Origin of the sequence: Natronomonas pharaonis DSM 2160, assembly GCF_000026045.1 — an archaeon.
GTDB classification, from domain to species: Archaea; Halobacteriota; Halobacteria; order Halobacteriales; family Haloarculaceae; genus Natronomonas; species Natronomonas pharaonis.
Window position 1 is genome coordinate 648,284 of the sequence record NC_007426.1, and the last position, 21,511, is coordinate 669,794.

The 21,511-nt window shown below is 65.7% G+C and carries 26 protein-coding genes; 17 read left to right on the top strand and 9 right to left on the bottom strand.

What is annotated here, in order from left to right; translation table 11 throughout:
• Positions 1 to 25: 25 nt before the first annotated feature.
• Positions 26 to 745, top strand: coding sequence for a uroporphyrinogen-III synthase (locus NP_RS03320; protein ID WP_011322391.1), 720 nt, complete (start codon positions 26 to 28; stop codon positions 743 to 745).
• Here NP_RS03320 and NP_RS03325 read toward each other — a convergent pair.
• Positions 742 to 1,356, bottom strand: a complete 615-nt coding sequence (locus NP_RS03325) for a histidine phosphatase family protein (protein WP_011322392.1) — start codon at positions 1,354 to 1,356, stop codon at positions 742 to 744. The two genes, NP_RS03320 and NP_RS03325, sit on opposite strands and share 4 nt — an antisense overlap.
• A 90-nt stretch (positions 1,357 to 1,446) precedes the next feature.
• On the opposite strand from NP_RS03325, the gene NP_RS03330 reads away from it, so the two are divergent.
• Positions 1,447 to 2,199, top strand: coding sequence for a CDP-alcohol phosphatidyltransferase family protein (locus NP_RS03330; protein WP_011322393.1), 753 nt, complete (start codon positions 1,447 to 1,449; stop codon positions 2,197 to 2,199).
• Here the strand turns inward: NP_RS03330 and NP_RS03335 are convergent.
• Together NP_RS03335 and NP_RS03340 are read right to left on the bottom strand one after the other, a co-directional pair.
• Positions 2,178 to 2,903, bottom strand: coding sequence for a ParB N-terminal domain-containing protein (locus NP_RS03335; RefSeq protein WP_011322394.1), 726 nt, complete (start codon positions 2,901 to 2,903; stop codon positions 2,178 to 2,180). The two genes, NP_RS03330 and NP_RS03335, sit on opposite strands and share 22 nt — an antisense overlap.
• Positions 2,904 to 2,943: 40 nt before the next feature.
• On the bottom strand, positions 2,944 to 3,318 hold the full coding sequence (locus NP_RS03340; RefSeq protein ID WP_011322395.1) for a DUF7475 family protein: 375 nt from the start codon (positions 3,316 to 3,318) through the stop codon (positions 2,944 to 2,946).
• A 166-nt stretch (positions 3,319 to 3,484) separates the two neighbouring features.
• Between NP_RS03340 and NP_RS03345 the strand changes: the two genes are divergently transcribed.
• Genes NP_RS03345 through NP_RS03360 form a run of 4 tightly spaced genes read left to right on the top strand, consistent with a single transcriptional unit; the run spans position 3,485 to position 6,706 of the window.
• The gene (locus NP_RS03345) at positions 3,485 to 4,501 is read left to right on the top strand and encodes a zinc-dependent alcohol dehydrogenase (protein WP_011322396.1); all 1,017 of its coding nucleotides are present in this window, start codon (positions 3,485 to 3,487) and stop codon (positions 4,499 to 4,501) included.
• On the top strand, positions 4,501 to 4,872 hold the full coding sequence (locus NP_RS03350) for a 6-pyruvoyl trahydropterin synthase family protein (RefSeq protein WP_011322397.1): 372 nt from the start codon (positions 4,501 to 4,503) through the stop codon (positions 4,870 to 4,872). Before NP_RS03345 ends, NP_RS03350 begins: the two co-directional genes overlap by 1 nt.
• Positions 4,872 to 5,924, top strand: coding sequence for a glycosyltransferase family 4 protein (locus NP_RS03355; RefSeq protein WP_011322398.1), 1,053 nt, complete (start codon positions 4,872 to 4,874; stop codon positions 5,922 to 5,924). The genes NP_RS03350 and NP_RS03355 overlap by 1 nt, the downstream gene beginning before the upstream one ends.
• On the top strand, positions 5,909 to 6,706 hold the full coding sequence (locus NP_RS03360) for a class I SAM-dependent methyltransferase (RefSeq protein WP_011322399.1): 798 nt from the start codon (positions 5,909 to 5,911) through the stop codon (positions 6,704 to 6,706). Before NP_RS03355 ends, NP_RS03360 begins: the two co-directional genes overlap by 16 nt.
• 62 nt (positions 6,707 to 6,768) lie before the next feature.
• Here the strand turns inward: NP_RS03360 and tatC (NP_RS03365) are convergent, their stop codons facing one another.
• Positions 6,769 to 7,542, bottom strand: a complete 774-nt coding sequence (gene tatC, locus NP_RS03365; RefSeq protein WP_011322400.1) for a twin-arginine translocase subunit TatC — start codon at positions 7,540 to 7,542, stop codon at positions 6,769 to 6,771.
• 134 nt (positions 7,543 to 7,676) lie between these two features.
• Between tatC (NP_RS03365) and tatC (NP_RS03370) the strand changes: the two genes are divergently transcribed.
• From tatC (NP_RS03370) to NP_RS03395, 6 genes are all read left to right on the top strand, one after another.
• Positions 7,677 to 9,902, top strand: coding sequence for a twin-arginine translocase subunit TatC (gene tatC, locus NP_RS03370; protein WP_011322401.1), 2,226 nt, complete (start codon positions 7,677 to 7,679; stop codon positions 9,900 to 9,902).
• 84 nt (positions 9,903 to 9,986) lie between these two features.
• Complete coding sequence (locus tag NP_RS03375; RefSeq protein ID WP_011322402.1) at positions 9,987 to 10,166, top strand: ribbon-helix-helix domain-containing protein; 180 nt, start codon at positions 9,987 to 9,989, stop codon at positions 10,164 to 10,166.
• Entirely contained in the window at positions 10,159 to 10,878 is a 720-nt protein-coding gene (locus NP_RS03380) for a queuosine precursor transporter (protein WP_049939455.1), read from the top strand. The genes NP_RS03375 and NP_RS03380 overlap by 8 nt, the downstream gene beginning before the upstream one ends.
• 53 nt (positions 10,879 to 10,931) lie before the next feature.
• A complete protein-coding gene (locus tag NP_RS03385; protein ID WP_011322404.1) occupies positions 10,932 to 11,525 on the top strand; it encodes a riboflavin synthase in 594 nt (197 codons plus the stop codon).
• Positions 11,526 to 11,575: 50 nt separating this feature from the next.
• Positions 11,576 to 12,700 carry a 60S ribosomal export protein NMD3 gene (locus NP_RS03390; protein WP_011322405.1) on the top strand — a complete coding sequence of 375 codons (1,125 nt, stop codon included), beginning with the start codon at positions 11,576 to 11,578 and terminating at the stop codon, positions 12,698 to 12,700.
• The gene (locus NP_RS03395) at positions 12,697 to 13,734 is read left to right on the top strand and encodes a class I SAM-dependent methyltransferase (protein WP_011322406.1); all 1,038 of its coding nucleotides are present in this window, start codon (positions 12,697 to 12,699) and stop codon (positions 13,732 to 13,734) included. The genes NP_RS03390 and NP_RS03395 overlap by 4 nt, the downstream gene beginning before the upstream one ends.
• Here the strand turns inward: NP_RS03395 and NP_RS03400 are convergent.
• Positions 13,728 to 14,966, bottom strand: a complete 1,239-nt coding sequence (locus NP_RS03400; RefSeq protein ID WP_049939456.1) for an MFS transporter — start codon at positions 14,964 to 14,966, stop codon at positions 13,728 to 13,730. The two genes, NP_RS03395 and NP_RS03400, sit on opposite strands and share 7 nt — an antisense overlap.
• Before the next feature lie 199 nt (positions 14,967 to 15,165).
• Between NP_RS03400 and NP_RS03405 the strand changes: the two genes are divergently transcribed.
• Positions 15,166 to 15,702 (top strand): hypothetical protein, encoded by a 537-nt coding sequence (locus NP_RS03405; RefSeq protein WP_011322408.1) that lies wholly within the window; start codon positions 15,166 to 15,168, stop codon positions 15,700 to 15,702.
• Positions 15,703 to 15,722: 20 nt separating this feature from the next.
• On the opposite strand, the gene NP_RS03410 is transcribed toward NP_RS03405, so the two are convergent.
• On the bottom strand, positions 15,723 to 16,892 hold the full coding sequence (locus tag NP_RS03410; RefSeq protein WP_011322409.1) for an outer membrane protein assembly factor BamB family protein: 1,170 nt from the start codon (positions 16,890 to 16,892) through the stop codon (positions 15,723 to 15,725).
• A gap of 171 nt (positions 16,893 to 17,063) precedes the next feature.
• Here NP_RS03410 and NP_RS03415 point away from each other — a divergent pair, with 171 nt between their 5' ends.
• Together NP_RS03415 and NP_RS03420 are read left to right on the top strand one after the other, a co-directional pair.
• Positions 17,064 to 17,453, top strand: a complete 390-nt coding sequence (locus tag NP_RS03415) for a 30S ribosomal protein S6e (RefSeq protein ID WP_011322410.1) — start codon at positions 17,064 to 17,066, stop codon at positions 17,451 to 17,453.
• Between the two features lie 34 nt (positions 17,454 to 17,487).
• Positions 17,488 to 17,931, top strand: a complete 444-nt coding sequence (locus tag NP_RS03420; RefSeq protein ID WP_011322411.1) for a DUF5807 family protein — start codon at positions 17,488 to 17,490, stop codon at positions 17,929 to 17,931.
• 24 nt (positions 17,932 to 17,955) lie between these two features.
• Here NP_RS03420 and NP_RS03425 read toward each other — a convergent pair whose 3' ends face one another.
• Both NP_RS03425 and coaBC read right to left on the bottom strand, forming a co-directional pair.
• On the bottom strand, positions 17,956 to 18,813 hold the full coding sequence (locus tag NP_RS03425; protein ID WP_011322412.1) for a DUF7847 domain-containing protein: 858 nt from the start codon (positions 18,811 to 18,813) through the stop codon (positions 17,956 to 17,958).
• 55 nt (positions 18,814 to 18,868) lie between these two features.
• Positions 18,869 to 20,026 carry a bifunctional phosphopantothenoylcysteine decarboxylase/phosphopantothenate--cysteine ligase CoaBC gene (coaBC, locus tag NP_RS03430; RefSeq protein WP_011322413.1) on the bottom strand — a complete coding sequence of 386 codons (1,158 nt, stop codon included), beginning with the start codon at positions 20,024 to 20,026 and terminating at the stop codon, positions 18,869 to 18,871.
• A gap of 176 nt (positions 20,027 to 20,202) precedes the next feature.
• Here coaBC and NP_RS03435 point away from each other — a divergent pair, with 176 nt between their 5' ends.
• Positions 20,203 to 20,634: an SCP2 sterol-binding domain-containing protein gene (locus NP_RS03435; protein WP_011322414.1), complete on the top strand. Its 432-nt coding sequence runs from the start codon at positions 20,203 to 20,205 to the stop codon at positions 20,632 to 20,634.
• Positions 20,635 to 20,716: 82 nt separating this feature from the next.
• Entirely contained in the window at positions 20,717 to 20,971 is a 255-nt protein-coding gene (locus NP_RS03440; protein ID WP_049939458.1) for a zinc-ribbon domain-containing protein, read from the top strand.
• A gap of 14 nt (positions 20,972 to 20,985) precedes the next feature.
• Here NP_RS03440 and NP_RS03445 read toward each other — a convergent pair whose 3' ends face one another.
• Positions 20,986 to 21,507 (bottom strand): SRPBCC family protein, encoded by a 522-nt coding sequence (locus tag NP_RS03445; RefSeq protein WP_011322416.1) that lies wholly within the window; start codon positions 21,505 to 21,507, stop codon positions 20,986 to 20,988.
• Positions 21,508 to 21,511: the final 4 nt, after the last annotated feature.

Below are 21,511 nucleotides of genomic sequence, written 5' to 3' on the forward strand. Positions count from 1 at the left end.
GATATCGAATCGGGGGTAGCACCGAATGACAAGTCGCGTCGCGTTCTTCCGTCCTGACGACGAGCGTGCTGTTGAGGCGGCAGTTACTGTCTCCGAACTCGGCGCGGAGCCGCTTTCGGACCCGATGCTCGAAGTCGAGCCGACCGGACGAACGCCGCGTGACGACGCAGCATATACGATTCTCACGAGCAAGACCGGGGCTGAACTGGTCGCTGACACGGGCTGGCAGCCGGGGGGCGAACTCGTCGCCATCGGGACAGCCACTGCCGGTGCGCTGGAGGCCGCCGGGTTCGATGTCGACCGGCTTCCCGAGGAGTTTTCCTCTTCGGGGATTGTCTCGGAACTCGAAGCCGACGCCCCCGGCACGCGAATCGAGGTCGCACGCTCGGACCACGGCTCGGATGTTCTCACCGACGGCCTCGTCGACGCCGGCGGCTACGTCCACGAGACAGTGCTGTACCGGCTCGTTCGCCCCGACGGCGCGGGCGATTCAGCGGTCGCTGCCGCTGACGGCGACCTCGCGGGCGCGTGTTTCACGTCCCCGCTTACGGTCGAGTACTTCCTCGAAGCCGCCGCCGACCGTGGCTGCCGGGATGCGGCGCTCGAAGGACTGAATACGGCGGTCGTCGGCGCTATCGGCGACCCGACACGCGAGGCCGCCGCCGAGCACGGCATCGAGGTTGATGTCGTCCCCGGAACGGCCGAGTTTGCGGCGCTTGCGGAAGCCGTCGTCGACCAACTCTAGCGCCACCGAGTGTCGTTTTCGCGGACGACTTCGACCTCCCTGCCGGCGACCCGGAACTCGGTTACTGCGCAGTTGTCGAGATGGTGATTTTTCAGCGCAGCCGGCAGCGACAGGTCTCTGGCGTAGCCCAACAGCACATGCAGCGGCCCACCGTGTGTGACGACGAGTACCGTCTCGCCGGCATACCGGTCGCGGACGGTTTCGAATTGCCCTGTTACCCTGTCGGCCATGTCGCGCAGCGACTCACCGCCTTCGGGCAGCGCCAGCGTCGCCTCGTAGGCGGTTTCGCCGAGGCCGAATTCCGGGAACCTCGATTCGATGTCTTGGTAGGTGAGTCCTTGATACACGCCGAGGTCTCGCTCCCGCCAGCCCGGGTCGAATCGGACGTCGGCCGGCTCTGTCGCATCGAGGATTCGCTCTGCTGTCTGTTCCGTCCGATGGAGGTCTGAGGCGATGACACGGTCGATATCGTAGGTGTCGCTGAGCCACGACGCGGCGGCGGCCGCCTGCTCGTGGCCGGTTTCGTTGAGCGGGACCGGAGCCCAGCCCTGCATCCGCCCGTTGCGGTTCCAGTCGGTTTCGCCGTGCCGGACGGCGACGATTCGGGTCACGCTTCGGCAGTACGCTCCCGTCGCACATCAGCGTTCTCCACGGCATGTCTCGACCCAAATCCCGAAGACGGTTCCGCACCAGAAACGAGCATGGACGCGCTTCCGGTGTCCGACGCCCCTGTCATCCGCCCTCGGTTTGTTGCCCTCGGCGCGTTCGGTGCCGGCGTTCCCGTGCTGGCTGCGCTTCGGGTGTCGGTTCTGTGGGCCGCCATCGCTGTCGCCGTTTGGCTCTGCATTCTCGGATACGCGTGGCATCTCCTCGGGGTTACGCGCCGCTCTGAACGGGCTCCGTGGGTGCGACTCGGAGTCGCAAACGCGGTAACGCTCTTCCGCGGGTGGTTGCTCGCACTTTTGGCGGGCGCTGCGGTCGTTTCGGCACCGCCGATGGGCCTTGTGACCAGTCTCTTTGTCCTTGCCGTGTCGTTGGATGCGGTCGACGGCGCGATTGCGAGACGGACGCACGAGACGACGCTTGGAGCACGGTTGGACGCCGCGATGGACGCGCTTGCCGTCCTCGTCGGCAGCGTCGTCGCCGTCTCTGTCGGTGCGTTGCCGTGGTGGTACCTGGTTGCCGGGGGCGTCTGGTACGCGTACGCCGGGTCCCTGTCGCTCCGCAAGCGGGCCGGCCGTCCCGTCTTCAGCCTCCCGGAGAGCCGTCTTCGACCAGCCATCGGGGTCAGCCAGTTTCTCATCATCGGCGTGGCGCTTGCTCCCGTTGCCGTGCTCTCTGTGCCGGATGTGGTCGTAGCCATCGCCCTTGGGGCATTGTGTGTGAGTTTCGCCCGTGATTGGGCGGCCGCGACCGGCCGACTCGGCGAGTGTCAGGAGCAACGAGACCGGTGACCGGCGTCGGGATGGGTCGCCGCAACGTCTCCTCTCCGACGCTTCCGCTCCCACTCACGGTGGCGTCGGTGAACGAACACCGGCACCGCGTCGAGATGCAGCGTCTTTGCTATCGCCAGCCGGTGTTGTCCGTACCCACGCCACAGCAGCTCTCCGTTCCGGCCGATGTCGACGTTGATTTCGTCGAGTACCGGCACCCCTCCGGGAAGCTCCTCCTGCCGCCGGTAGCCGTCGTCGCGTATCGACTCGTAGAGCCGTCTCACGGTCCGACACCGCGTCTCGAAACCGTCCATTGAGGTGTGTCCCCAAGCGGTTCCGAACCGGTCGAGCTGGCGGCGGAACGCGGTTCGGAGCTCGGTTTCCGCCCACGGAACGCCTTCATCGACGTGTTGCCGGACCGCCACGGCCACCGGTCGGTCGGCGAACGGTGCCGTATCTACGTCCCACCGCCCGCCCACTGTGCGCCCCCATTGCGGATGTTTTGGTGCTGTCTCCAGAATGCTGTGGGTAATCCGGCTCGGGTCGACAGCGACGACACTGAACGGGTCGGCACTGGTCCAGTGCCGGGGAGCGGCCCGCCGCAGCAGTCGGTGTCCACGCCGTAATAGACCGAACGGAACACGCTGTCGGAGTGGCGCTCCGGCGCGCTGTACCGACAGCGCGGCGACCCCACGGAGTCGTTTCCACGGCGTGTTTTCGGTCATTGTTTGCCGCTCCGCTCGCGTCCGCGGCACCGAGTCGCGCTCACCGTCCCGGGAGTCCCTCGCGGTACAGCAGCACGACAAGCACGGCGACAAGGACCACTTGGGCCACCTTGTCGACGGCTTCGGGGGCCGAAATAGGTGGAATCGGTTGATTCAGCGCGAGCCACAGCACAATCTGCCCGGCGGTAAACGGCACTCCCAAGAGGTACACGAGCCGTCGCCGCCAGCCGACGACAATGGCTGCGATACCGGCGAGAAACCCGATGCCGGCGAATAGAAACGAAATGCCGAAGAGACCGTCGAGGTCCTGCGCGCCGAGGAAGAAATGCACCCCGGCGGTCACGAGTGCCGCACCGATGCCGACCCAGTGGAGCGGCGTTAACTGCCCCGCCTCCCCGCTTGCATTCCGTGTCATCAGCTACCATTACTCGGCGGGAGCCCTTCACGTTTCCCGTCGGCTGTCTCTCTGATTCAGTAACCCGGTTACTAGTGGGTGGTTGCACAAAAACAATGTTGGTGGGTGGCATATCGTGTTCTGTGTCCGCTCACGCAGACGCCGTGTTTCGACTGGGGGATGTTCCGTGAGCACGACCGACGGCCGTGCGGTCCAGTTCATCGGCCCTGAAGACGTCGACGTCGTTCCGTTACAGTCGCCGGAGCCTGACCCGGAGGGCGTCGTCGTCGAAACGCTCGTTTCCGCCATCAGCGCCGGGACAGAACTTCTCGTTTACCACGGCGATGTCGATTCGGAGACGCTTGCCGACGAATCGCTGCCGGCGCTCGACGGGACGCTTTCGTATCCGGTTCGATACGGATACTCCGCGGTCGGCCGTGTCGTTGCGACCGGCGCGGAGGTTGCCCCGGCTTGGCACGACCGGACTGTCTTTGCGTTCAATCCGCACGAGAGCCACTTCCGTGCCGAGCCGGAGGCGCTTCATGTCGTCCCTGAGGGGGTCTCTCCCGAACAGGCGGCGCTGTTTGCCAACGTCGAGACGGCGGTCAACTTTGCGCTCGATGCGTCACCGCGGCTCGGCGAGCGCGTCGCCGTCTTCGGACAGGGCGTTGTCGGGCTCTTGACGACGGCGCTGCTCTCTGAGCTGCCGCTCGAGACGCTCGTTGCCGTCGAGCCCCATCCGTTTCGCCGCCAACTGGCCGCACGAATGGGGGCTGACGAAACTGTCGACCCGACAGCCGAGAACGCCGCGGCAGCCGTCGAAGAGCTGACAGACGGCGTTGACGTCGCAATCGAGGTCAGCGGCCAGCCGCAGACGCTTGAATCGGCGGTCGAGGCGACCCGGTACGACGGCCGCGTGCTCGTCGGCTCGTGGTACGGGACGAAACGCGAACCGCTCAGTCTCGGCGACCACTACCACCGAGGCCGAATCAGCATCGAAAGCAGCCAAGTCAGCACCATCGACCCGTCGCTTCGGGGGCGGTGGGACCGCACCCGCCGCCGAAAGACCGCTTGGCGTCGGCTCCAGTCGCTTGACCTTGGGCCGCTTATCACCCACCGCGTCGATGTGGCCGAGGCCGGCTCCGCGTACCGACAGCTGACCGAACACCCCAACGAGACGCTACAGGTCTTGCTTACCTACTGATGTTCACTGTCACCGTCACCGAAACGTTCGTCGCACAGCATTTCCTGACGCTCCCGGACCCGCCTGCCGACGAGGCGACGCTTCACTCCCATACTTTCGAGGCGGAGGTCACCTTCCGCGGGCCCGAACTCGGACCGCACGGCTATCTGCTGGACATCGACGCCGCCCGCGAGGCGTTGTCAGCAGCCGCTGAGACGTACCGCGACGAGACGCTGAACGACCATCTCGACGGCAACCCCAGCGTCGAGCGGCTGGCGGTCGCTCTCTTTGCGGACCTCTCGTCGCTCGAAGCGCCCGCCGTGACGGAGTTGACAGTCGCCATCAGCGAGGACGACACTGCCGTCGCGAGCTACACCGCAGCCGTCGACTGATGCACGTTGGACTCGTCGTCGCCGGCGACATCGACAGCGGCTCCGGCGGCTTCTACTACGACCGGCGGCTCCGCGAGCGGCTGTCCGCACGCGGCCACGACGTGACCGTCGTTTCCGTGCCGCGTGGCTCCTACGGCCGCCAGCTGCTTGCCGCCCTCTCGCCGCGGCGTCTCGACCTTCGCGGCCGATTCGATGTCGTCGTCGAGGACGGACTGGCACAGCCGGCGCTGTTGGCTGTTAACCGAGTGCTTCGTGTGCCAACCGTCGCAGTCGTCCACATGCTCCGGTCACAGGCGGCGTCGACGGCACCGCTGGCGGTCCGTGTCGCCGAGCGGTCGTTCCTCCGGAGCTGTGATGCCGCCATCTACAACAGCGCCGCGACAAAACAGGCGGGGACACGGCTCGCGTCACCGCCGCATACGGCCGTCATCCCGCCCGGCCGGGACCGCTTCGACCTGCCGCGGCCCAGCCGCTCGTCCGTCCGACAGCGAGCCGGTGAGGGACCGCTTTCGGTCGTCTTTCTCGGCAACGTCGTCGAACGAAAGGGCCTCGATACGCTCTTGGAGGGCCTGGCGGCGCTTGACGCCGACTGGCGGCTGACCGTCGTCGGCGACACGACTGTCGACCCTGCGTATACGGCGTCGACCCGGAAACTGGCCCGACGGCTCGCCATCGACGACCGCGTGACGTATGCCGGCCGGCTTCCCGACGCGGAGGTTGCAGCCCACCTCCGTCGTGGGCACGCTCTCGCCGTTCCGTCGCGATACGAGCCGTTCGGGATGGCGTATCTGGAGGCGATGGGCTACGGCTGCGTCCCGATAGCGACGACCAACGGCGGCCCAGCCGAGTTCATCCGTGACGGCGAGACTGGCTGTCTGGTCCCGCCGGAATCGCCGGCCGCCATCACTGACCGATTGGCCGAACTCGCGGACCGCGAGACGCTTGCTGCGATTTCGACAGCGGCGCTTTCGGCCTTTGAGCAACACCCGACATGGGAAGTGACGCTCGACGACGCCGTCGATTTCTTGGAGGCACAATGTCAGACCACGTGAGCTATCTGGAGGCCAAACGCCCGCTTGATGACCGTTCGCTGGACCGGGATGTACTGTCGGCGTTCGTCGACGCGCTGCCGGCCTCCCCGACGGTGCTCGAAGCCGGCTGCGGCACCGCGACGATGCCGGAACGGCTTTTCGAGTGGGGGCTCCTCGACGCCGGGACGTGGGTCGCCGTCGATAGCCACGCGGCCGCCGTCACGGCCGGCCGTGACCGCCTCGCCGGTCGGCCGGACGCAACGCGAAACGGCGACACGGTGTCGCTCGGAGACCTCACAGTCGAGTTCGTCGTCGCTGATGTCTTCGAGCACATCGGTGGTAGCCGCCGACGCTTCGATGCCGTTGTCGGAAACGCGTTTTTCGATATCGTCGACATCGAGCGGGCGCTTTCGACGTTCCGCCCCTGTACAGACCTCGTGTACGCGCCGATAACGTACAACGGCGAAACGACCGTCGCACCACCGATGGAGCCCGACGAACAGGTGTTCGCCCGGTACGAAGAGCACATGCGGAGCTACCGCCCCGGGCATCCGGAAGCGGCCCGACGCCTGCGGGCGGCGCTCGCGGAGCCGCTTGCCGACGCCGCCTCTCCGTGGCGAATTGAGCCGCCGTACACGGCGGCAGAACGGACTGTTCTCCGGCATCTCATCGAGACGATTCGGACCGCAGTCGGCGAGACGGGCCTCGATGCCGACGCGTGGGCGCGACAGCGGCGGGCACAGGTTGCCGACGGGCGGCTTAGATACGAGGCGGCAAACCGGGACGTTCTCGGGCGCATCTAGCCGCTCCCGAGGGCTTTACAGAATTGCAAGGCGAATGCCACGGGGCTTGACCCCGAGGCACTTCACCGACCGACCCACTTCAGCACGAGCAGCGTCGCCTCGAAGAGCCCGATCATCGTCAGCGCGACGAGGAACGGGGCCATGCCGGTCGGGTCGGGACTGAAGAGGAAGGCAACCCCAAGGAAGCCACCCCAGAAGTAGAGCCGCTTTTCTGCCAACCACGCTCGGGTGGTAAGCCCCATCATAATCGCCAGCATGACGAACAGCGGAATCTGAAACACCGCCGCGAAAAGCCCCATCATCAGGACGATGAGGTCGAACGTCTCAGTCAGCCCGAAGGCGATGACGGCGGCGTCCTGCGAGTAGGTGAGGAAATACGTGAAGATGGCCGGTAGAATGAGAAAGTACGCAAAGAGGACGCCGAAGATTCCGAGCACGAGACTCGCTGGCACCGAGGCGAGATAGTAGCGACGCTCCTGCGGATAGAGCCCCGGGCGCATGAACAGGTACGTCTGATAGACGAAGACGGGAAGCCCGATAACAAACCCAGCAAGCGTCGCCACTTTTAACCGCGCGAGAATGAGCCCCAGCGGGTGATACACCCGCGGCCGGGCGATGTCGCCGCCGGGAAGCACCGAATACCACAGGAAGTCGATAATGTAGGCCGCAAACGGGAACACGACGCCCGCGACGACCGCCACGGCGACGAGAACGACGCCGAGCCGGTAGACCATCTCCTCGATGTGGTCCGCCAGCGGCATCTCCTCGTCGCTTTCGGGGCCGTCGCCGACGACACCCTCGTCGGCGTCGTAGCTCCCGTCGGCGGTCTCTACCATAGGCTCCGGTCGGTTCCCGCCGCTTGTAAGCCTTCTCTCTCGACCATTGCTGTCGACAGCCGACAAAGCAACCCCCGACGCCGTCTCGTACCGAACGGAAAAGGTTGATAACTGCGAGTAGACTACGGGGCACCGTGTCTAGCGCTGTAGACGATGATGTCGCCCGCACGGTCGCGCAGGGCCGTGCCTCGCTCGGCGTTCTTCTGCGGAACGCACAGAAGCATCTGCAGAAGGTCTTTATCGTCTTTCTGCTCGGCTTTCTGGGGACGTTCATGGCCCTGCGGCTCTATATTTGGGATATTCTCAAGCGGGACCTGAACGCCCATCCGGACATCGTCGTCGTTGCCATCACGCCGTTTGAGGTTATTCTCTTGCAGGCGAAAATCGGACTGGCGGCTGGGGTTATCATTATGCTGCCGGCGCTTGCCTACTTCAGCCGCAACTCGCTGAAGGCGAGAGGCTACTGGCCGCAGAACATCCCCCGATGGAAAGCCGTCTCCTTCGTCATCGCCAGCGCCACGCTCTTTGTCGGCGGTATCGCATACGCCTACTACCTCTTTTTCCCCATCATGTTCTCGTTCCTCGCCGGCAACGCGGTCAACGCCGGCTTCCAGCCCACGTACTCGATTTCGATGTGGGCGCAGTTCATCTTCCTGTTGGCGTTTTCCTTTGGGCTGGCAGCACAACTCCCGCTCTTCATGGGGACGCTTTCGTACAGCGAAATCGTCCGCTATGAGACCTTCCGGGATAAGTGGAAATACGCCGTTATCGGTATCTTCGCTTTCGGGGCGCTGTTTTCGCCACCGGACCCCTTCACCCAAATCATGTGGGGTGTTCCGCTCGTCACACTGTACGGCGTCTCGCTGTATATCTCAAAAATCGTCGTTACGGCCAAGCGGTCCAGCGATGCCATCGACCTCAAGGGGACCGCCAGAGCCCGCTGGAATATCCTCGCCGGGCTGTTCGTCGTCGGCGCGGCGGCCGTCTACGCCTTCTACACCTACGGCGGCTACCTTGCGGTCAATGACGCCCTCGCCGCTGTCGATTCGAGCTATCGGTTCCTGCCGCCCGGCGAGGGCTACGGCATCGCCGAGACGATCTATCTTGGTATCGCTGGCGCTATCTACGGCGCTGTCTTTGCGGCCGCAGGATTCGGCTACCTCGTCTACAGCGGCCTGCAGTCGACCGACGACGGCTACGCGCTCATCGCTGACGACCCCGAGGATATCGACCTGCAGGAACTGGACGCCGCGAGCATCCGTGCGGCTCCCGACGCCGTCTTCGAGGACCTCGACGAGGACCGCGCCGTCGCACTAGCCGGACAGGCCATGGAAGCCGACGAGCACGGGCGCGCGCAGGCTATCCTCGACCGCTTCGACCAAGCGCAGGAAGCCGCCGAGGCGTCGGACGCGGACGCCGACCGGGACGTTGACGACGACGCTGCCGACGATGCCGCTGGCGATGGTGCCGCTACTGCCGCCGCTGCCGGCGACGAGGCGGAGAGCAGTTTCCTCGCCAGCCGAGGCGCTGGTGTCCTTGATGCGTTCAGCGAAGACGACATCGACGAAGACGATGTCGGCGGCTACGCCTACGATATCGCTTTCGTCGTCGACAGCATCACCTCGAAGTCATTCTACCTGTTCGGCGTCTTCGCGGGCATCATGGCTGCGACGTTCTTCCTCCTCTACCGCGGGGGAATCGGCGTCCTCCACGAACAGTTCGTCAGCCGGATGCCATCACAGTTCACTGCCGAACAGGTCTCTATCGTTACGCTCCATCCGGTCGAGGCGCTCATCTTCATGGTGAAAGTCTCAGTCGTCCTCGGCGTTGCCGCCGTGTTGCCGTTGTTGCTGTACTTCGCATGGCCGTCGCTGAAGACACGGGGCCTCGCCCGCGGCGACCGGCGGGTACTGCTGGTGTGGGGCGGCACGCTCGTGACCGCGCTCGGCATCGGTAGCTATCTCGGCTTCTTCCATGTCGCTCCGGCGGTCATCTCGTGGCTCGCTGCTGATGTCCTCACGGCGGGCCGAGAGGGGATGGTCATCGCCTACCGTATCAACAACTACGGCTGGATGGTGTTCTTCCTGACTGTCGGTATCGGTATCCTCGCGATGATTCCGGCCACGATGCTGCTGTTCTACCGGGGCGGCATCGTGCCCTACCTGACGATGCGAACCCGCTGGCGGGAGTTCGTCGTCCTCGTGTTCGGGCTCGCGGCCGTCTTCTCGCCGCGCGGCATCTTCACGATGTTCCTGCTTGGTATCCCCGTCGTCTTCGCCTACGGGGTCGGGCTCGGACTGCTGTGGATGCTCACGCTCGACGGTCGGCGGGAGCGGCGACAGGTAGAACCCGCCGACTGACCGGTGCCACGCCGAACAGTTTCACAGAGACCAGCAGCGCGTCGCTTCGAAGCGGTTTTATTATTCCTCGGGTATTCCTCAGGTATGCCCAAGATAAGCGTCGAAATCCCACAGGAGCTGCTTGCGGACCTTGACGAACACGTCGGCGACGACGGCAAGTTCGTCAACCGAAGCGACGCCGTCCGTGCCTCTATCCGGAAAACGCTCGACATGCTCGACGAGATCGACGCTCGACACGACCGGCTCGATGAGAACGATGAGTGATACCGCCCGTCGCCCGTCCCCGCCGGCGGGCGCAGTCTTCCTTGCGGCCGTCTTCGTCGCCTCGCTGGCGACCGCCCAGCTCACCGCCGCGAAGGTACTGTCGTTCGACCTGCCGTTTGCGCTGCCGCTTGCGGGCGCTGAGTTGGCGCTTCCCGGCGCGGCGCTGGCGTATGCACTGACGTTTCTGGCCTCCGACTGCTACACCGAGCTCTACGGCAAACGCGCCGCGCAGGTACTCGTCAACGTCGCGTTCGCGATGAACTTCCTCGTGCTCGCGTTGGTCTGGAGTACGATTCTCGCTCCGGCGGCCCCCTCCAGCATCGACCCCGAATCCTTCGAGCTGGTTTTGGGCGCGTCGACGAACATCGTCGCCGGGAGCCTGCTGGCCTATGTGGTCAGCCAGAACTACGACGTCGTCGTCTTCCATCGCCTCGGCGAGCTGACCGACGGCGACCACCTGTGGCTCCGTAACATCGCCTCGACGGGGACGAGCCAGTTGCTAGACACCGTCATCTTCGTCAGCATCGCCTTCTGGGTCTTCCCCCAATACGTCGGCCTCGGTCCCGAACTCCCGGCTGCCGCCGTCGTCTCGCTGATGGTCGGCCAGTACCTCCTGAAACTGCTCATCGCTGTCGTCGATACGCCGTTTGTCTACCTCATCACGGGCGCGGTGCGGCGCTACACCGACCCGGCGCCGTCACCGGCGCGGTGACTGCAGTGTTCCGCCGACGATAGCCTTTCGGCCCCCTCGCCCCAAGCGCGTGTATGTTCACCGGAATCGTCGAGGCGACCGGCGACGTCGCCGCCGTCGAAGACACCGACGAGGGCCGCAGAATCCGCGTTACCGCCCCGTTCTGTGACGAACTCGAACACGGCCAAAGCGTCGCCATAAGCGGCGCGTGTCTGACCGTCGAAGCGTGGGACGACGAGAGCTTCGAGTTATTTCTCTCCGAAGAGACGCTCGAAAAGACCTATCTCGACGAGGTGGCGGTCGGCGACCCGGTTAATCTCGAACGCGCGCTGCCCGCCGACGGCCGCTTCGACGGCCACTTCGTGCAGGGCCACGTCGACGGCGTCGCCGAGGTGACCGCCATCGAAGGGACCGACGGCGACGACTGGACGTTCGGCTTCTCGCTGCCGTCGTCGCTTGCTCCGTACGTCGTCGACAAAGGCTCGATAGCCGTCGACGGCATCTCGTTGACCGTCGCCGAACTGCGAGCGGACGACTTCTCTGTCGCCGTGATTCCGGCAACCTACGAGCTGACGACGCTGTCGTCGAAGTCGGTCGGGGACCCGGTTCATATCGAGGTCGACGTTGTCGCCAAATACGTCGAGCGGCTGACCGAGGGGTATCGGTAGTGGCCGCTGCTCCGGGCGACTTAACCGCCTTGGACCGGTAGCAACGCGTCATGAGTTCCGGTTCACGCTCCGGGGAGTTCTGTCCGCGCTGTGGCGATGAGATTTCGCGTCCGTCGGACATCGACCTCCCGTCCGGCCCCTCCGACCCCGATGCCGTGCTGTGTGACGGCTGCTACTTCGAGGATTTCGACCTCGTCGACGCGCCGGAGCGCATCGAGGTACGGGTCTGTAGCCAGTGTGGCGCGCTCCATCGCGGCAATCGCTGGGTCGATGTCGGCGCGCGCGACTACACCGACATCGCCGTCGAGGAGACGGCCGACCGGCTTGCGGTCCACGTCGACGCCCGCGAGGTCGACTGGGGTGTCGAACCCGAGCAGGTCGACCAAAACACCATCCGAATGCACTGCCTGTTCAGCGGTGTCATCCGCGGAACCGCCGTCTCCGAGGAAGTTACCGTGCCGGTCTATGTCGCCCGCGAGACCTGCGACCGCTGTGGTCGCATCGCCGGCGACTACTACGCCAGCATCATTCAGGTTCGCGGTACCGACCGGACGCCGACCACGGACGAAAACGACCGCGCGGTCGAAATCGCCGAGTCCTACATCGCAGAGCGGGAGGCGACCGGCGACCGCAACGCCTTCATCACGGAGACGAGCCGGACCGACGACGGCGTCGATATGAAGATATCGACAAACCAGATGGGACAGGGTATCGCAAAGCGCATCGTCGCCGAACTCGGCGGCACAGTCTCGGAGGCTCCCACGCTCGTCACCGAGGACGGCGACGGCAACGAAGTCTATCGGGTTACGTTCACCGCGCGGCTGCCGCCGTACACGCCCGGCGATGTCATCGACCTCGATGACGGCGACGGCCCGGTGCTCGTGACGAGCGCCCACGGCAACCTCAAGGGCGTCCGACTGGCGACCGGTGACCGCTACGAGGCCGACTTCGAGGAGGGAATCGACCCCGACGCCCGGACGCTCGGCACGCGCGAAGACGCCGAATCGACGACGCTTGTCGCCGTCGAGGACGCCCACGCTGTGCAGGTGCTCGACCCCGAAACCTTCGAGTCGAAGACGGTGCCGCGCCCGTCGTATCTCGACCCCGACGCGGATGAAGTGCCGGTCCTGAAACACCGGCAGGGGCTCCACGTCCTCCCTGACGACGAGCTATGACGGACGGCAGCGCCGACGCGGACCTCGCCGCTATCGTCGAGAAACCACAGACACAGACGGTCATCGAGGCGCTCCGCAACGAGGGTCGATACGACCCAAGCCGGCGGATTGAGGCCCACGGCGACGACCACGTCGCAGTGCCGGTGTCGGCCCCGCCGACCGATACGGCCGTCGAACGCGTCGAACACGTCGAGCTACCGCCCCGGTCACGCGATTTGGCTGACCTGCTTGCAGCCCACGGCGTCGATGCGGCGACCATCGAGGCCGCCCCCTCCTCGTGGGCGGTCATCGGCAGCATCATCCTCGTTGATTTCGGTGACGTGTCCGCGCCCGAGACACTCGATGCTGACGAACGGACGCTGGTCGCCGAGACGCTCCTTGAGCTACACGCCAACGCCGATACGGTGCTGGCTCGCGGGGGCGTCTCCGGCCGCTGCCGAGACCCCGACGTAGCGGTTGTCGCGGGCATCGGCGACACGGAGACCGTCCACGTCGAGCACGGGACGAAATACGCCATCGATTTCGAGTCGACGATGTTCTCGCCGGGTAACAAGGCTGAACGCGCCCGGATGGGTGAGGTCGTCACGCCGGGCGAGCGCGTCTTCGACATGTTCGCCGGCATCGGCTACTTCACCCTCCCGATGGCTCGCTCCGGCGCGACGGTCACGGCAGCGGAAATCGACCCTGATGCCTACCGGTTGCTCGTCGAAAACCTCCAGCTCAACGGTGTTTCAGACGCGGTGCGTCCGGTGCTTGGTGACTGCCGCGACGTTGCGACCACGGCCGACCGCGTCGTGATGGGGTATTACGACGCTCACGAGTATCTCGACGCGGCGCTTTCGGCGTTGGCCCCCGATGGCGTCGTTCACCTCCACGAGGCGACGCCCGAACCGGCGTTTCCGGCCCGCCCCCGCGACCGGCTGACCGAGGCTGCTGGGGCCGCCGGTCGGACGGTCGAGATACTCGCGACCCGGACGGTCAAGAGCCACAGCGCCGGTGTCGTCCACGGCGTCGTCGACGCCCGCGTTCACTGATTCGACCGCCAGAGGGCGACCCCGACGGCTGCGAGACCACCCACGGCAGCCAGCGCCGCCGCGGAAAAGACAGCCCTGACGCCGAACGGCGCGACGAGCGGGCCGAAGACGACCGGTGCGGAGAACTGCCCGATGTAGCCGGCCATCGCAACGTAGGAGCCGAACTGCCCCTGTCTGTCTGTCGGTGCGAGCCGTTCGACCCAGACGAACGACGACGGGAAGACGAGCCCCAACCCGATACCGAACAGCACGACAGGAAGGAACGCGGCGGCGGGCGATTCGACGACCGCCGCGGTCCCGAAACCGATGGTCCACAGGAGAAACGCGACGGCGACGAGCCATAGACTCCCGGTGGCCTGCTTGAGCCGGTCGTAGGACGCTCCCGCGATGCCGCCGGCAACGCCGTTGGCCGACAAATAAAGGCTGATTCCGAGCGCAGAGGCGACGCCGAGCGTCTCCAGCAACTGCGGATAGAAAACGACGATGGCGTACAACAGCGCGTTGGCGGCTCCATAGAGCAGATACACCGCCAGCAGCGACGGCCGGGACGCGAACACGCCGACGACGCCGCTGGCCGTTGCGGGTGTGTTGTCGTTGTCGTCGTCCACCGTTGCGGGTGCGTCGTCGCTGGTGGCCGCTGTGGACGCGTCGCCCCCGGCTGCTTCGCTGCTGGCTGCGTCGAGCGGCTCCGGCAGCACGAGGAGCGCGGCCACCCCCAGCGGTGCGGCGACCAGATAGACGGCGAAGGGGACCTGCCATGCAATGACTCCCAGTGCGCCACCGACCAGCGGCCAGACGGCCGCGCCGACGCTGTTTGCTCCCGTCCGGAGCCCCAGCGCTCTGTCCATCGCTTGCCCGGTGTAATACTCGTAGATGAGCACCGTGATGCCGGTGTGGACGAAGGCGACGCCGACGCCGAGGACGGCCCGCGAAGCCAAAAGCGGCACGTAGGCGTCGATACCCAAGCCGGCTCCGCCGCCGACCGCATAGATACCGAGTCCGAACGCGTAGGGGCGGCGCGGCCCGAACCGGTCGATGGCTGCGCCGGCCAGCGGGCTCGCAAGCACGATGAACGCCGCGTGGGTCGTGATGACGAGGCCGGCCTGCGACTCGGTAATATCGAGCCCATCCTGAATCCCCGGCACCACCGGGCCGAGTATCGCCCCTGCCATCACCGTCAGCGTCGCGGAGGCGACAATGACCCACAGCGTCGCCCGTCCGGGTCGGTCCATCCGCGGGCTGTTTCGCCCCGCTGGCATACGGGGCTTCGGGTTCGGCCCCGCCGGAGCCGTTTCGCGCGTTCGTACTGAGCGAGAAGATTATATGACGTGAGAAGATAACTCCACGTATGGACCGACAGAAACTGTTCGCGGTGTTCTTCGCGTTCCTGATGGCGATGTGGATGCTCGCCACCGCGGCAACAATGATCTGATGGGCCCGCTCGAGTCCCTCACTGACCCCGCGGAAAACGAAGCAGTCCGCGCCGTCGCGGCCGCCTTCGCCGGCATGGAGCGTGATTTTCGTGCGGCGATACAGGCCCACTACGCGGCGCTCGGCATCGACCCGCCGCCCGACCGTCCGCCGGCCGAAGAACGCATCGACCAGCTCTGTCTGCTTGTTTCGCATCACTTCCGTGGCGACCTCTGGGGGTACTTCTGCGCCGAGCAAGCGCCCGACGCGCTCGAACGCCCCGACGACGCCCGCGCTTTCGCCGGCCAAAGCGACGCTGAATGGGAGGCGAGCATGCAGCAGCTAGCCGCAGCCGCCCCGGACGACATCGACGGGTCTACTCGCGAGCGAGCCGCGGCCATCATCGCCGACCGGTTCGGCGTCGGCCTCGATACCTTCGAGCGGGAAATCGTCGGGTGGACGCCCGAGCGGACACTCCGCCGGGCCCTCCGCGGGCCGATGGACACGGACATCGAGCGGCTCCGGCGCGCGACGGCGGCACTCGAACAGTCCGACTAACGCCGTCCGCCTCTTTTCGTCTACTTGCCGAGTGCGAGCAACCGCCGGCCGCTTCCGACAAAGACCCTTCCGGCCGCGAGCACCGGCTGGCTCCGGATTCGCTCCCCGGTGTCGACGCGCCAGCGTTCCGTGCCGTCGGCGGCGTCGACCGCTACGACCCCGCCGTCGGTGGTCCCGACAACGACGGTCCCTTCGACGACTGTCGGCGGAACGCCGATCCCCGAAGCAACGGTGACTTGCCAGCCCTCCTCGCCCGTCGCCGCGTCCAGCCGCCGCAGACGACCGTCAGCGTCGCCGACGTAGAGACTCCCGTCAGCGACCGCGGGCGCGGTCGGCGTCGCAGCTGTCTCGACCTGCCAGCGCTCGTCCCCGTCCGCCACGTCAAGTGCGCGGACGACGCCGTCGTTTCCGCCGGCAAAGACACGGCCGTCGGCGACTGCGGGACTGGAGAGCACCGGCCCGTCGGTCGCAGTCCGCCACTGCCGCTCGCCGCTGTCGGCGTCGATTCCGTAGACGGCTCCTTCCCAGCCGCCGACAAAGACGAGTCCGTCTGCGACCGCTGGCGGTGAGTTGACGCGGTAGACGGCCTCGTGTGTCCATTCACGGCCACCAGCCTCGAACGCGTACACCTCGCCGTCGGTCGCCCGGCTCGCGGTGTAGACGCGGCCGTCAACAACCACCGGGGCCGCATCGATGCGTCCGTTTCCCGACGCCGTCCAGTGCTCCGTCCCGTCGCTGTTGATTGCGTGTAGCCGGCCGCGGTGGGTTCCGGCGAAGACCACTCCGTCGGCGACCGCTGGCGGCGTCTCGGACGGCCCGTCGGTGTCGACGCGCCACAACCGTTCGCCGTCGACCGCATCGACCGCAGCGAGGCCGTTCCCGCAGTGGTAGACGACACCGCCTACGACAGCCGGAGCCGCCCGGACGGGCCAGTCGGTATTGAGACGCCACCGCTCGTCCGGGGCTGTCTCGGGAACGGTTGTGTCAGCGACCCCACGGCGTTGCGGCCCGTACCGGTAGGTTGCGACATCTCCGATAGAAACATCAAGTGGCTCCGTCCGGTCCGTTCCGTTGTCATCGAGACATCCACAGAGCGCCGCCGTCGCTCCGGCCGCCGCGCCGAGTAGCTGCCGTCTCGTGGACCTGCGGAGTACCGAATGCCCGGTGCCACTCGCCGGTCGCTTATTCATCGTTCGCTGGGTCTTCGTTTACTGTCCGTGGCTCCCGTCTCATCCATCGACGTTCCTTGGACCCGACTGGCTATAAACCCGGTTTCCCGGTCTCGTGTGTCGGTATTGACCGCTGCCGGCTGGCTGCGGAGTTTCAATACCCTTTTGCCGTCGCATCGAGTTTCGTCCCGTATGGCAGACTTTCAGGTCGTCGTCGGCGACGACGACGGGACCGCCTACTCGTTCGAGGTCGACGGACAGGACGCAAACCGGTTTATCGGACGCGCTATCGGCGAGACGGTCGACGGCGACGCGGTCGGGCTCCCGGGCTACGAACTCGAAATCACCGGCGGCTCCGACCAGTCGGGTCGCCCGATGCACGGCGATATCAACGGCGCAGAGACCGCTGCCATCCTCTCGGAGGGTGGCGTCGGCTTCAACCCGACCGTCGACGGCGAGCGGAAGCGCGTGACCGTCCGCGGTGCCGAGGTCTCCGAAGACACCCGACAGATTAACGCCTCCATCGTCTCCCGCGGCGAGCAGTCCATCGACGACCTGCTCGGCGGCGAGGACGACGAGTAACGCACCGTTTCATGCTTGATTATCGGAGCCCCCAATGAGCGGCGAGTCCACGGTCGAGGAGCGCTACGAAGCGTTCCTCCGCGGCGAGCGCCCCGATGACATCCTCGTCTACCTCCACGAGGAGGGTGTCGGGTCGATGGAGTCGCTGCTCGACATCGGCGTCCGCGTCGACGATGGCGTCGTTCTCGTGTTGCCCGGCGACGAGGGCCGCGCCGCCTTCCAGCAGGCGACCGGCCTCGATGCGATGGATTTTGCCGGAATGGCGATGCAGACCGACGGCGCAATCGACGACGACTGTACCGGCGGCACCTGCCCCGACGCCGATACGGACGATGACCACTACGTGAAGTTCGTCTTCGCGTTTGTCGAGGAACAAAACGAGGGCGTCGGCGGCATCTACGCCGACGGCGATGTCGCCCACGGCTACGCGGCGTGTGCGTGCGGGACGACCTACTCCGAAAAGTGGGTTCTCGACTGATACCGTCTGCTGACAGGTGTCCTTTCAGAGCTTCTCAGCCGCTTCAGCGCTGCTTCCTCCCGGCTCCCGGATTCGCTTGTAGAACGCAGCCGTGTAGGTGATGCGGAGTAGCTGCCCGAGCGCGGCACCGAAAAGCAGTATGCCCAATGCAACCACGATACCGACGGTATCAACGGCCCCGGCCAGTATCGTCGGGTCGACAGCCTCCGGGTCGGTCTCAGCAAGTGTCTCGCCGCCGGACACGTACGCGACCGCTGCCGCGCCGACGACGCCGAGAATCAGAAACCCATACTCGATGACGACCCGCAGCAGGGTGAAGCCGACTACCGAAACCGGTGCCGACCGGACGACGCTGTAGGCAGTTCCAACCGAGTCGACCGCCGAGGTCCGTTCGATAGCGACCGCGGGGAAAACAAACTGTGCTACCAGCGCATACAGGAGGTAGAGCCCGACGTAGAGCACGGCAACGAGTATCAGGAACCCGCCGGCTGCTGTCGGGTCGTCGACAACCTCCATCGTTGCTGCGCCGGCGATTGCCGCTACCAGCAACAGGACGAAAACAAGCGCCAAGACGCCGATAAACAGGAGGATGAGCATCCCGTACGCACCCAAAAGCGACAGCCACCGTTCACGGATGACATCGACGGCGGCGGCTATCGACGCCGTCTCCTCGTCGATGGCGGTCGAAGCGACCGCATACAGTGCCCCGGCACCGAGCGCGAACACGACAATCGAGAGCAGCCAGCCGACGTAGGGAACAAACCACAGCCCGAGATAGAGGCTGTAGACGACGATTGCCAACAGCCCAAGCAGCCCGGCTGCGGCGGGTGTCCGTCGAAGCGTTCCGATACTGTCGCCCAGGGCGGCGAGCGCATGTCCCATATCCGTCTCCTGTCCCCCCGCTACTGAAACCCCTCCGGTGGCTACAACGGGATTTTCAGCCTTCCAGCACCGAGGCGAGTTCGTCGGCGATGTGGCCCCCGATGGCCGCCTTGTCGCCCTCGTGAGCGGTCACGTCGGTCTCGTCGACGAACAGCACTCGGGTCCTCGATTCGCCCATCACGCTTGCATCGTTGGCGACGACGAAATCGAGGTCGGCCCGGTCGAGTGTCTCCCGTGCTTTCCCGACCATCGCGTCGTCATCGCCGCTCGTTTCGGCTTTGAAGCCGACGATAGCCAGCCCCGGGTGGGCCTCCCGCACGCTGTCGATGAGCTTGGGGGTCGGTTCGAGTTCCAGCGTCAGCGTCTGTCCCGACCTGATTTTCTCGTCGGCTGTCTCGACGGTGTAATCGCCGATGGCCGCCGCCGACACCAGCGCGTCGGCGCCGTCGGCGACCGCTTGGACGGCATCGAGCATCTCGGCGGCGCTTTCGACTCGGTGTACGTCGGCGTAGGGAACGGTCTCGCCGTCGTGGACAAGCGTCACATCCGCGCCACGGACATAGCACGCCTTCGCCACCTCTCGGCCCGTCCGTCCCGACGAGCGGTTCGTGAGCACCCGAATCGGGTCGATGGATTCGCTTGTGGCACCGCTTGTGACGACGACGTGGCGGCCCGCAAGCGGCTGGTCGCTGGCCGCCCGTGCCACACCGAGGACGATAGCCTCCTCGCTGGCGATTTTGGCCTTCCCCTCCTCGATTCGCGGGTCGATGAAGTCGACGCCCCACGCCTCGACCGTCTCGATGGCCTCCAGTACGCCGGGGTGGTCGTACATCGGCTCGTGCATCGCGGGCGCAACGACGATGGGGACATCGCTGCCCAGCGCCGTCGTCGCGGTCGTCGTCACCGGCGTGTCGTCGACGGCTGCGGCGACCTTCCCGACCGTATTCGCCGTTGCGGGGGCCAAAAGGAGGACATCGGCCCAGCCGTCGTAGCCGCATAGCTCGACGTGTTCGACGCTGCCAGTAATTTCGGTGACGACCGGGTTGTCGGTCGCAAACTCCACGGCCCACGGATGGACGATTCCCCGTGCGGCGTCGGTCATCACGGCACGGACCGCGGCTCCCTGCCGGCGGAGTTCGTGGGCCAACTCGACCGTCTTGACCGCCGCGATAGAGCCCGACACGCCCAGCGCGACGTTTGTACCCGCAAGCATTGGCCGTCGCTTGTGCGCGCTGCGATAAAAACCACTGTGGTGTGGCGGTCCACGCGCTACGACAGCGGTCGACTCTCGGACTGCCGCTTCGATTGCGGTCGCACGGCAGACTGACTTAAAACTCCGCCGTATAACCGGGACAACTGGCAACCGTCAGACCGTCTTCTCACTTCTGTATGTCGATTGCATTCCCCAGCGAGGGAGACGAGTGGATAGAGATGTACGGCGAGCTTCTCGACGACAACGACGACTACACCGAAGCCGGCTCCGGGTGGGGCGTCGGCTTCAACGGCGACTTCGTTTTCATCATCGAACCCGACGACGCCTACGACGGCGACCCGCTGTATTTCTTCCTCGGGCTGGAGGACGGGTCCTGTACCGACGCCTATCAGGTTGCCGACCCCGACGACGAGGAGTACGGCTTCATTTTCCGTGGCCCCTACAGCAACTGGAAGCGGCTCTTCCAGGGCGAACTCGGGCCGGTTGACGGAATGATGTCCGGCGAGTTCGACATCGAGGGCGACATGCAGAAAATCCTCCAGTACAGTCAGGCGGCCGTCGAGATGACCGAAACCGGCCGTGACATCGACACCGACTTCGAGTACTGAACGCGTTCGCTGACGCCCCGGAGCCGCAGAGACCGCCCGCGTGACCGCAAACGCTTTTGCGGCGGCCGTTCCGGTACTGGGTGTGCCACAGTGTAGCAACTGCGGGGCTGATGTCGCCGCCGACGCGGAGTACTGTCAGGGTTGCGGTGCCGCCTTCGGCGATGCCACCGGGCGGGACTGGAACGTGAAACGCGGGGTCGGAGTCGGCGTCTTGGTTGCGGTGTTTTTTGCGTTTCTCGTTCCGCTGTCCGGGCTTCTCCTCGAAGCCGCCATCCTGCTGGCAATCCCGGCGGGGGTGCTCGCGGGTGTTCTGACCGCTGTCTACTCCTCACCGTAGGCAGCGTCGGTCGGCTACTGCGTTTCGATTTCGAGCGCCACGTCCCGCTTTTGGCCTTCGAGGTCGGCGACGACTCGCTTGACGAGCCGTTCGGCCTCGTTTTCGATGTACGGTTTCGCCCGCTCGACGACCGCGTCGAACGGGACAAACCGCGGCAGTTCGAGCCGTGACGTGTCGGCCGACTGCGGGGCGTACTCGACGGCGAATGTCACGTCCGTTTCCGGTCCGCTGGGGTCGACCGGCTCGACGAGCCAACTACCGGCGGCGGCAATATCCTCGACGGCCCGCCAGTCGATGCGATAGGGCGGGTCGGCATCGCCCGGCGGCTCGACGGCTGTCACCTCCGAGCGCGCCGTGTAGTCGAGCCGCCACCACGAGAAGTCGAGTTCGTACTGCGTGCCAGGCGAGCCGTCACCGTGCTGTCTGACCTCCCGCAGATGCTCCGTGTAGCCCGCGTACTCCCGGAAACAGAGTAAGAACTCATAGACCTCTTGCGGCGGGAGATACACGTTCGTCGAGACTTCGAGACGGTCCACACAG

Excerpts from the sequence above, each read along its gene's own strand:
- NP_RS03320 (WP_011322391.1), top strand. The coding sequence starts at position 26 with ATGACAAGTCGCGTCGCGTTCTTCCGTCCTGACGACGAGCGTGCTGTT.
- NP_RS03330 (WP_011322393.1), top strand. The coding sequence starts at position 1,447 with ATGGACGCGCTTCCGGTGTCCGACGCCCCTGTCATCCGCCCTCGGTTT.
- NP_RS03335 (WP_011322394.1), bottom strand. The coding sequence starts at position 2,903 with ATGACCGAAAACACGCCGTGGAAACGACTCCGTGGGGTCGCCGCGCTG.
- NP_RS03340 (WP_011322395.1), bottom strand. The coding sequence starts at position 3,318 with ATGACACGGAATGCAAGCGGGGAGGCGGGGCAGTTAACGCCGCTCCAC.
- NP_RS03350 (WP_011322397.1), top strand. The coding sequence starts at position 4,501 with ATGTTCACTGTCACCGTCACCGAAACGTTCGTCGCACAGCATTTCCTG.
- NP_RS03355 (WP_011322398.1), top strand. The coding sequence starts at position 4,872 with ATGCACGTTGGACTCGTCGTCGCCGGCGACATCGACAGCGGCTCCGGC.
- NP_RS03360 (WP_011322399.1), top strand. The coding sequence starts at position 5,909 with ATGTCAGACCACGTGAGCTATCTGGAGGCCAAACGCCCGCTTGATGAC.
- tatC (WP_011322400.1), bottom strand. The coding sequence starts at position 7,542 with ATGGTAGAGACCGCCGACGGGAGCTACGACGCCGACGAGGGTGTCGTC.
- NP_RS03375 (WP_011322402.1), top strand. The coding sequence starts at position 9,987 with ATGCCCAAGATAAGCGTCGAAATCCCACAGGAGCTGCTTGCGGACCTT.
- NP_RS03380 (WP_049939455.1), top strand. The coding sequence starts at position 10,159 with ATGAGTGATACCGCCCGTCGCCCGTCCCCGCCGGCGGGCGCAGTCTTC.
- NP_RS03385 (WP_011322404.1), top strand. The coding sequence starts at position 10,932 with ATGTTCACCGGAATCGTCGAGGCGACCGGCGACGTCGCCGCCGTCGAA.
- NP_RS03390 (WP_011322405.1), top strand. The coding sequence starts at position 11,576 with ATGAGTTCCGGTTCACGCTCCGGGGAGTTCTGTCCGCGCTGTGGCGAT.
- NP_RS03395 (WP_011322406.1), top strand. The coding sequence starts at position 12,697 with ATGACGGACGGCAGCGCCGACGCGGACCTCGCCGCTATCGTCGAGAAA.
- NP_RS03400 (WP_049939456.1), bottom strand. The coding sequence starts at position 14,966 with ATGGACCGACCCGGACGGGCGACGCTGTGGGTCATTGTCGCCTCCGCG.
- NP_RS03405 (WP_011322408.1), top strand. The coding sequence starts at position 15,166 with ATGGGCCCGCTCGAGTCCCTCACTGACCCCGCGGAAAACGAAGCAGTC.
- NP_RS03410 (WP_011322409.1), bottom strand. The coding sequence starts at position 16,892 with ATGAATAAGCGACCGGCGAGTGGCACCGGGCATTCGGTACTCCGCAGG.
- NP_RS03415 (WP_011322410.1), top strand. The coding sequence starts at position 17,064 with ATGGCAGACTTTCAGGTCGTCGTCGGCGACGACGACGGGACCGCCTAC.
- NP_RS03420 (WP_011322411.1), top strand. The coding sequence starts at position 17,488 with ATGAGCGGCGAGTCCACGGTCGAGGAGCGCTACGAAGCGTTCCTCCGC.
- NP_RS03425 (WP_011322412.1), bottom strand. The coding sequence starts at position 18,813 with ATGGGACATGCGCTCGCCGCCCTGGGCGACAGTATCGGAACGCTTCGA.
- coaBC (WP_011322413.1), bottom strand. The coding sequence starts at position 20,026 with ATGCTTGCGGGTACAAACGTCGCGCTGGGCGTGTCGGGCTCTATCGCG.
- NP_RS03435 (WP_011322414.1), top strand. The coding sequence starts at position 20,203 with ATGTCGATTGCATTCCCCAGCGAGGGAGACGAGTGGATAGAGATGTAC.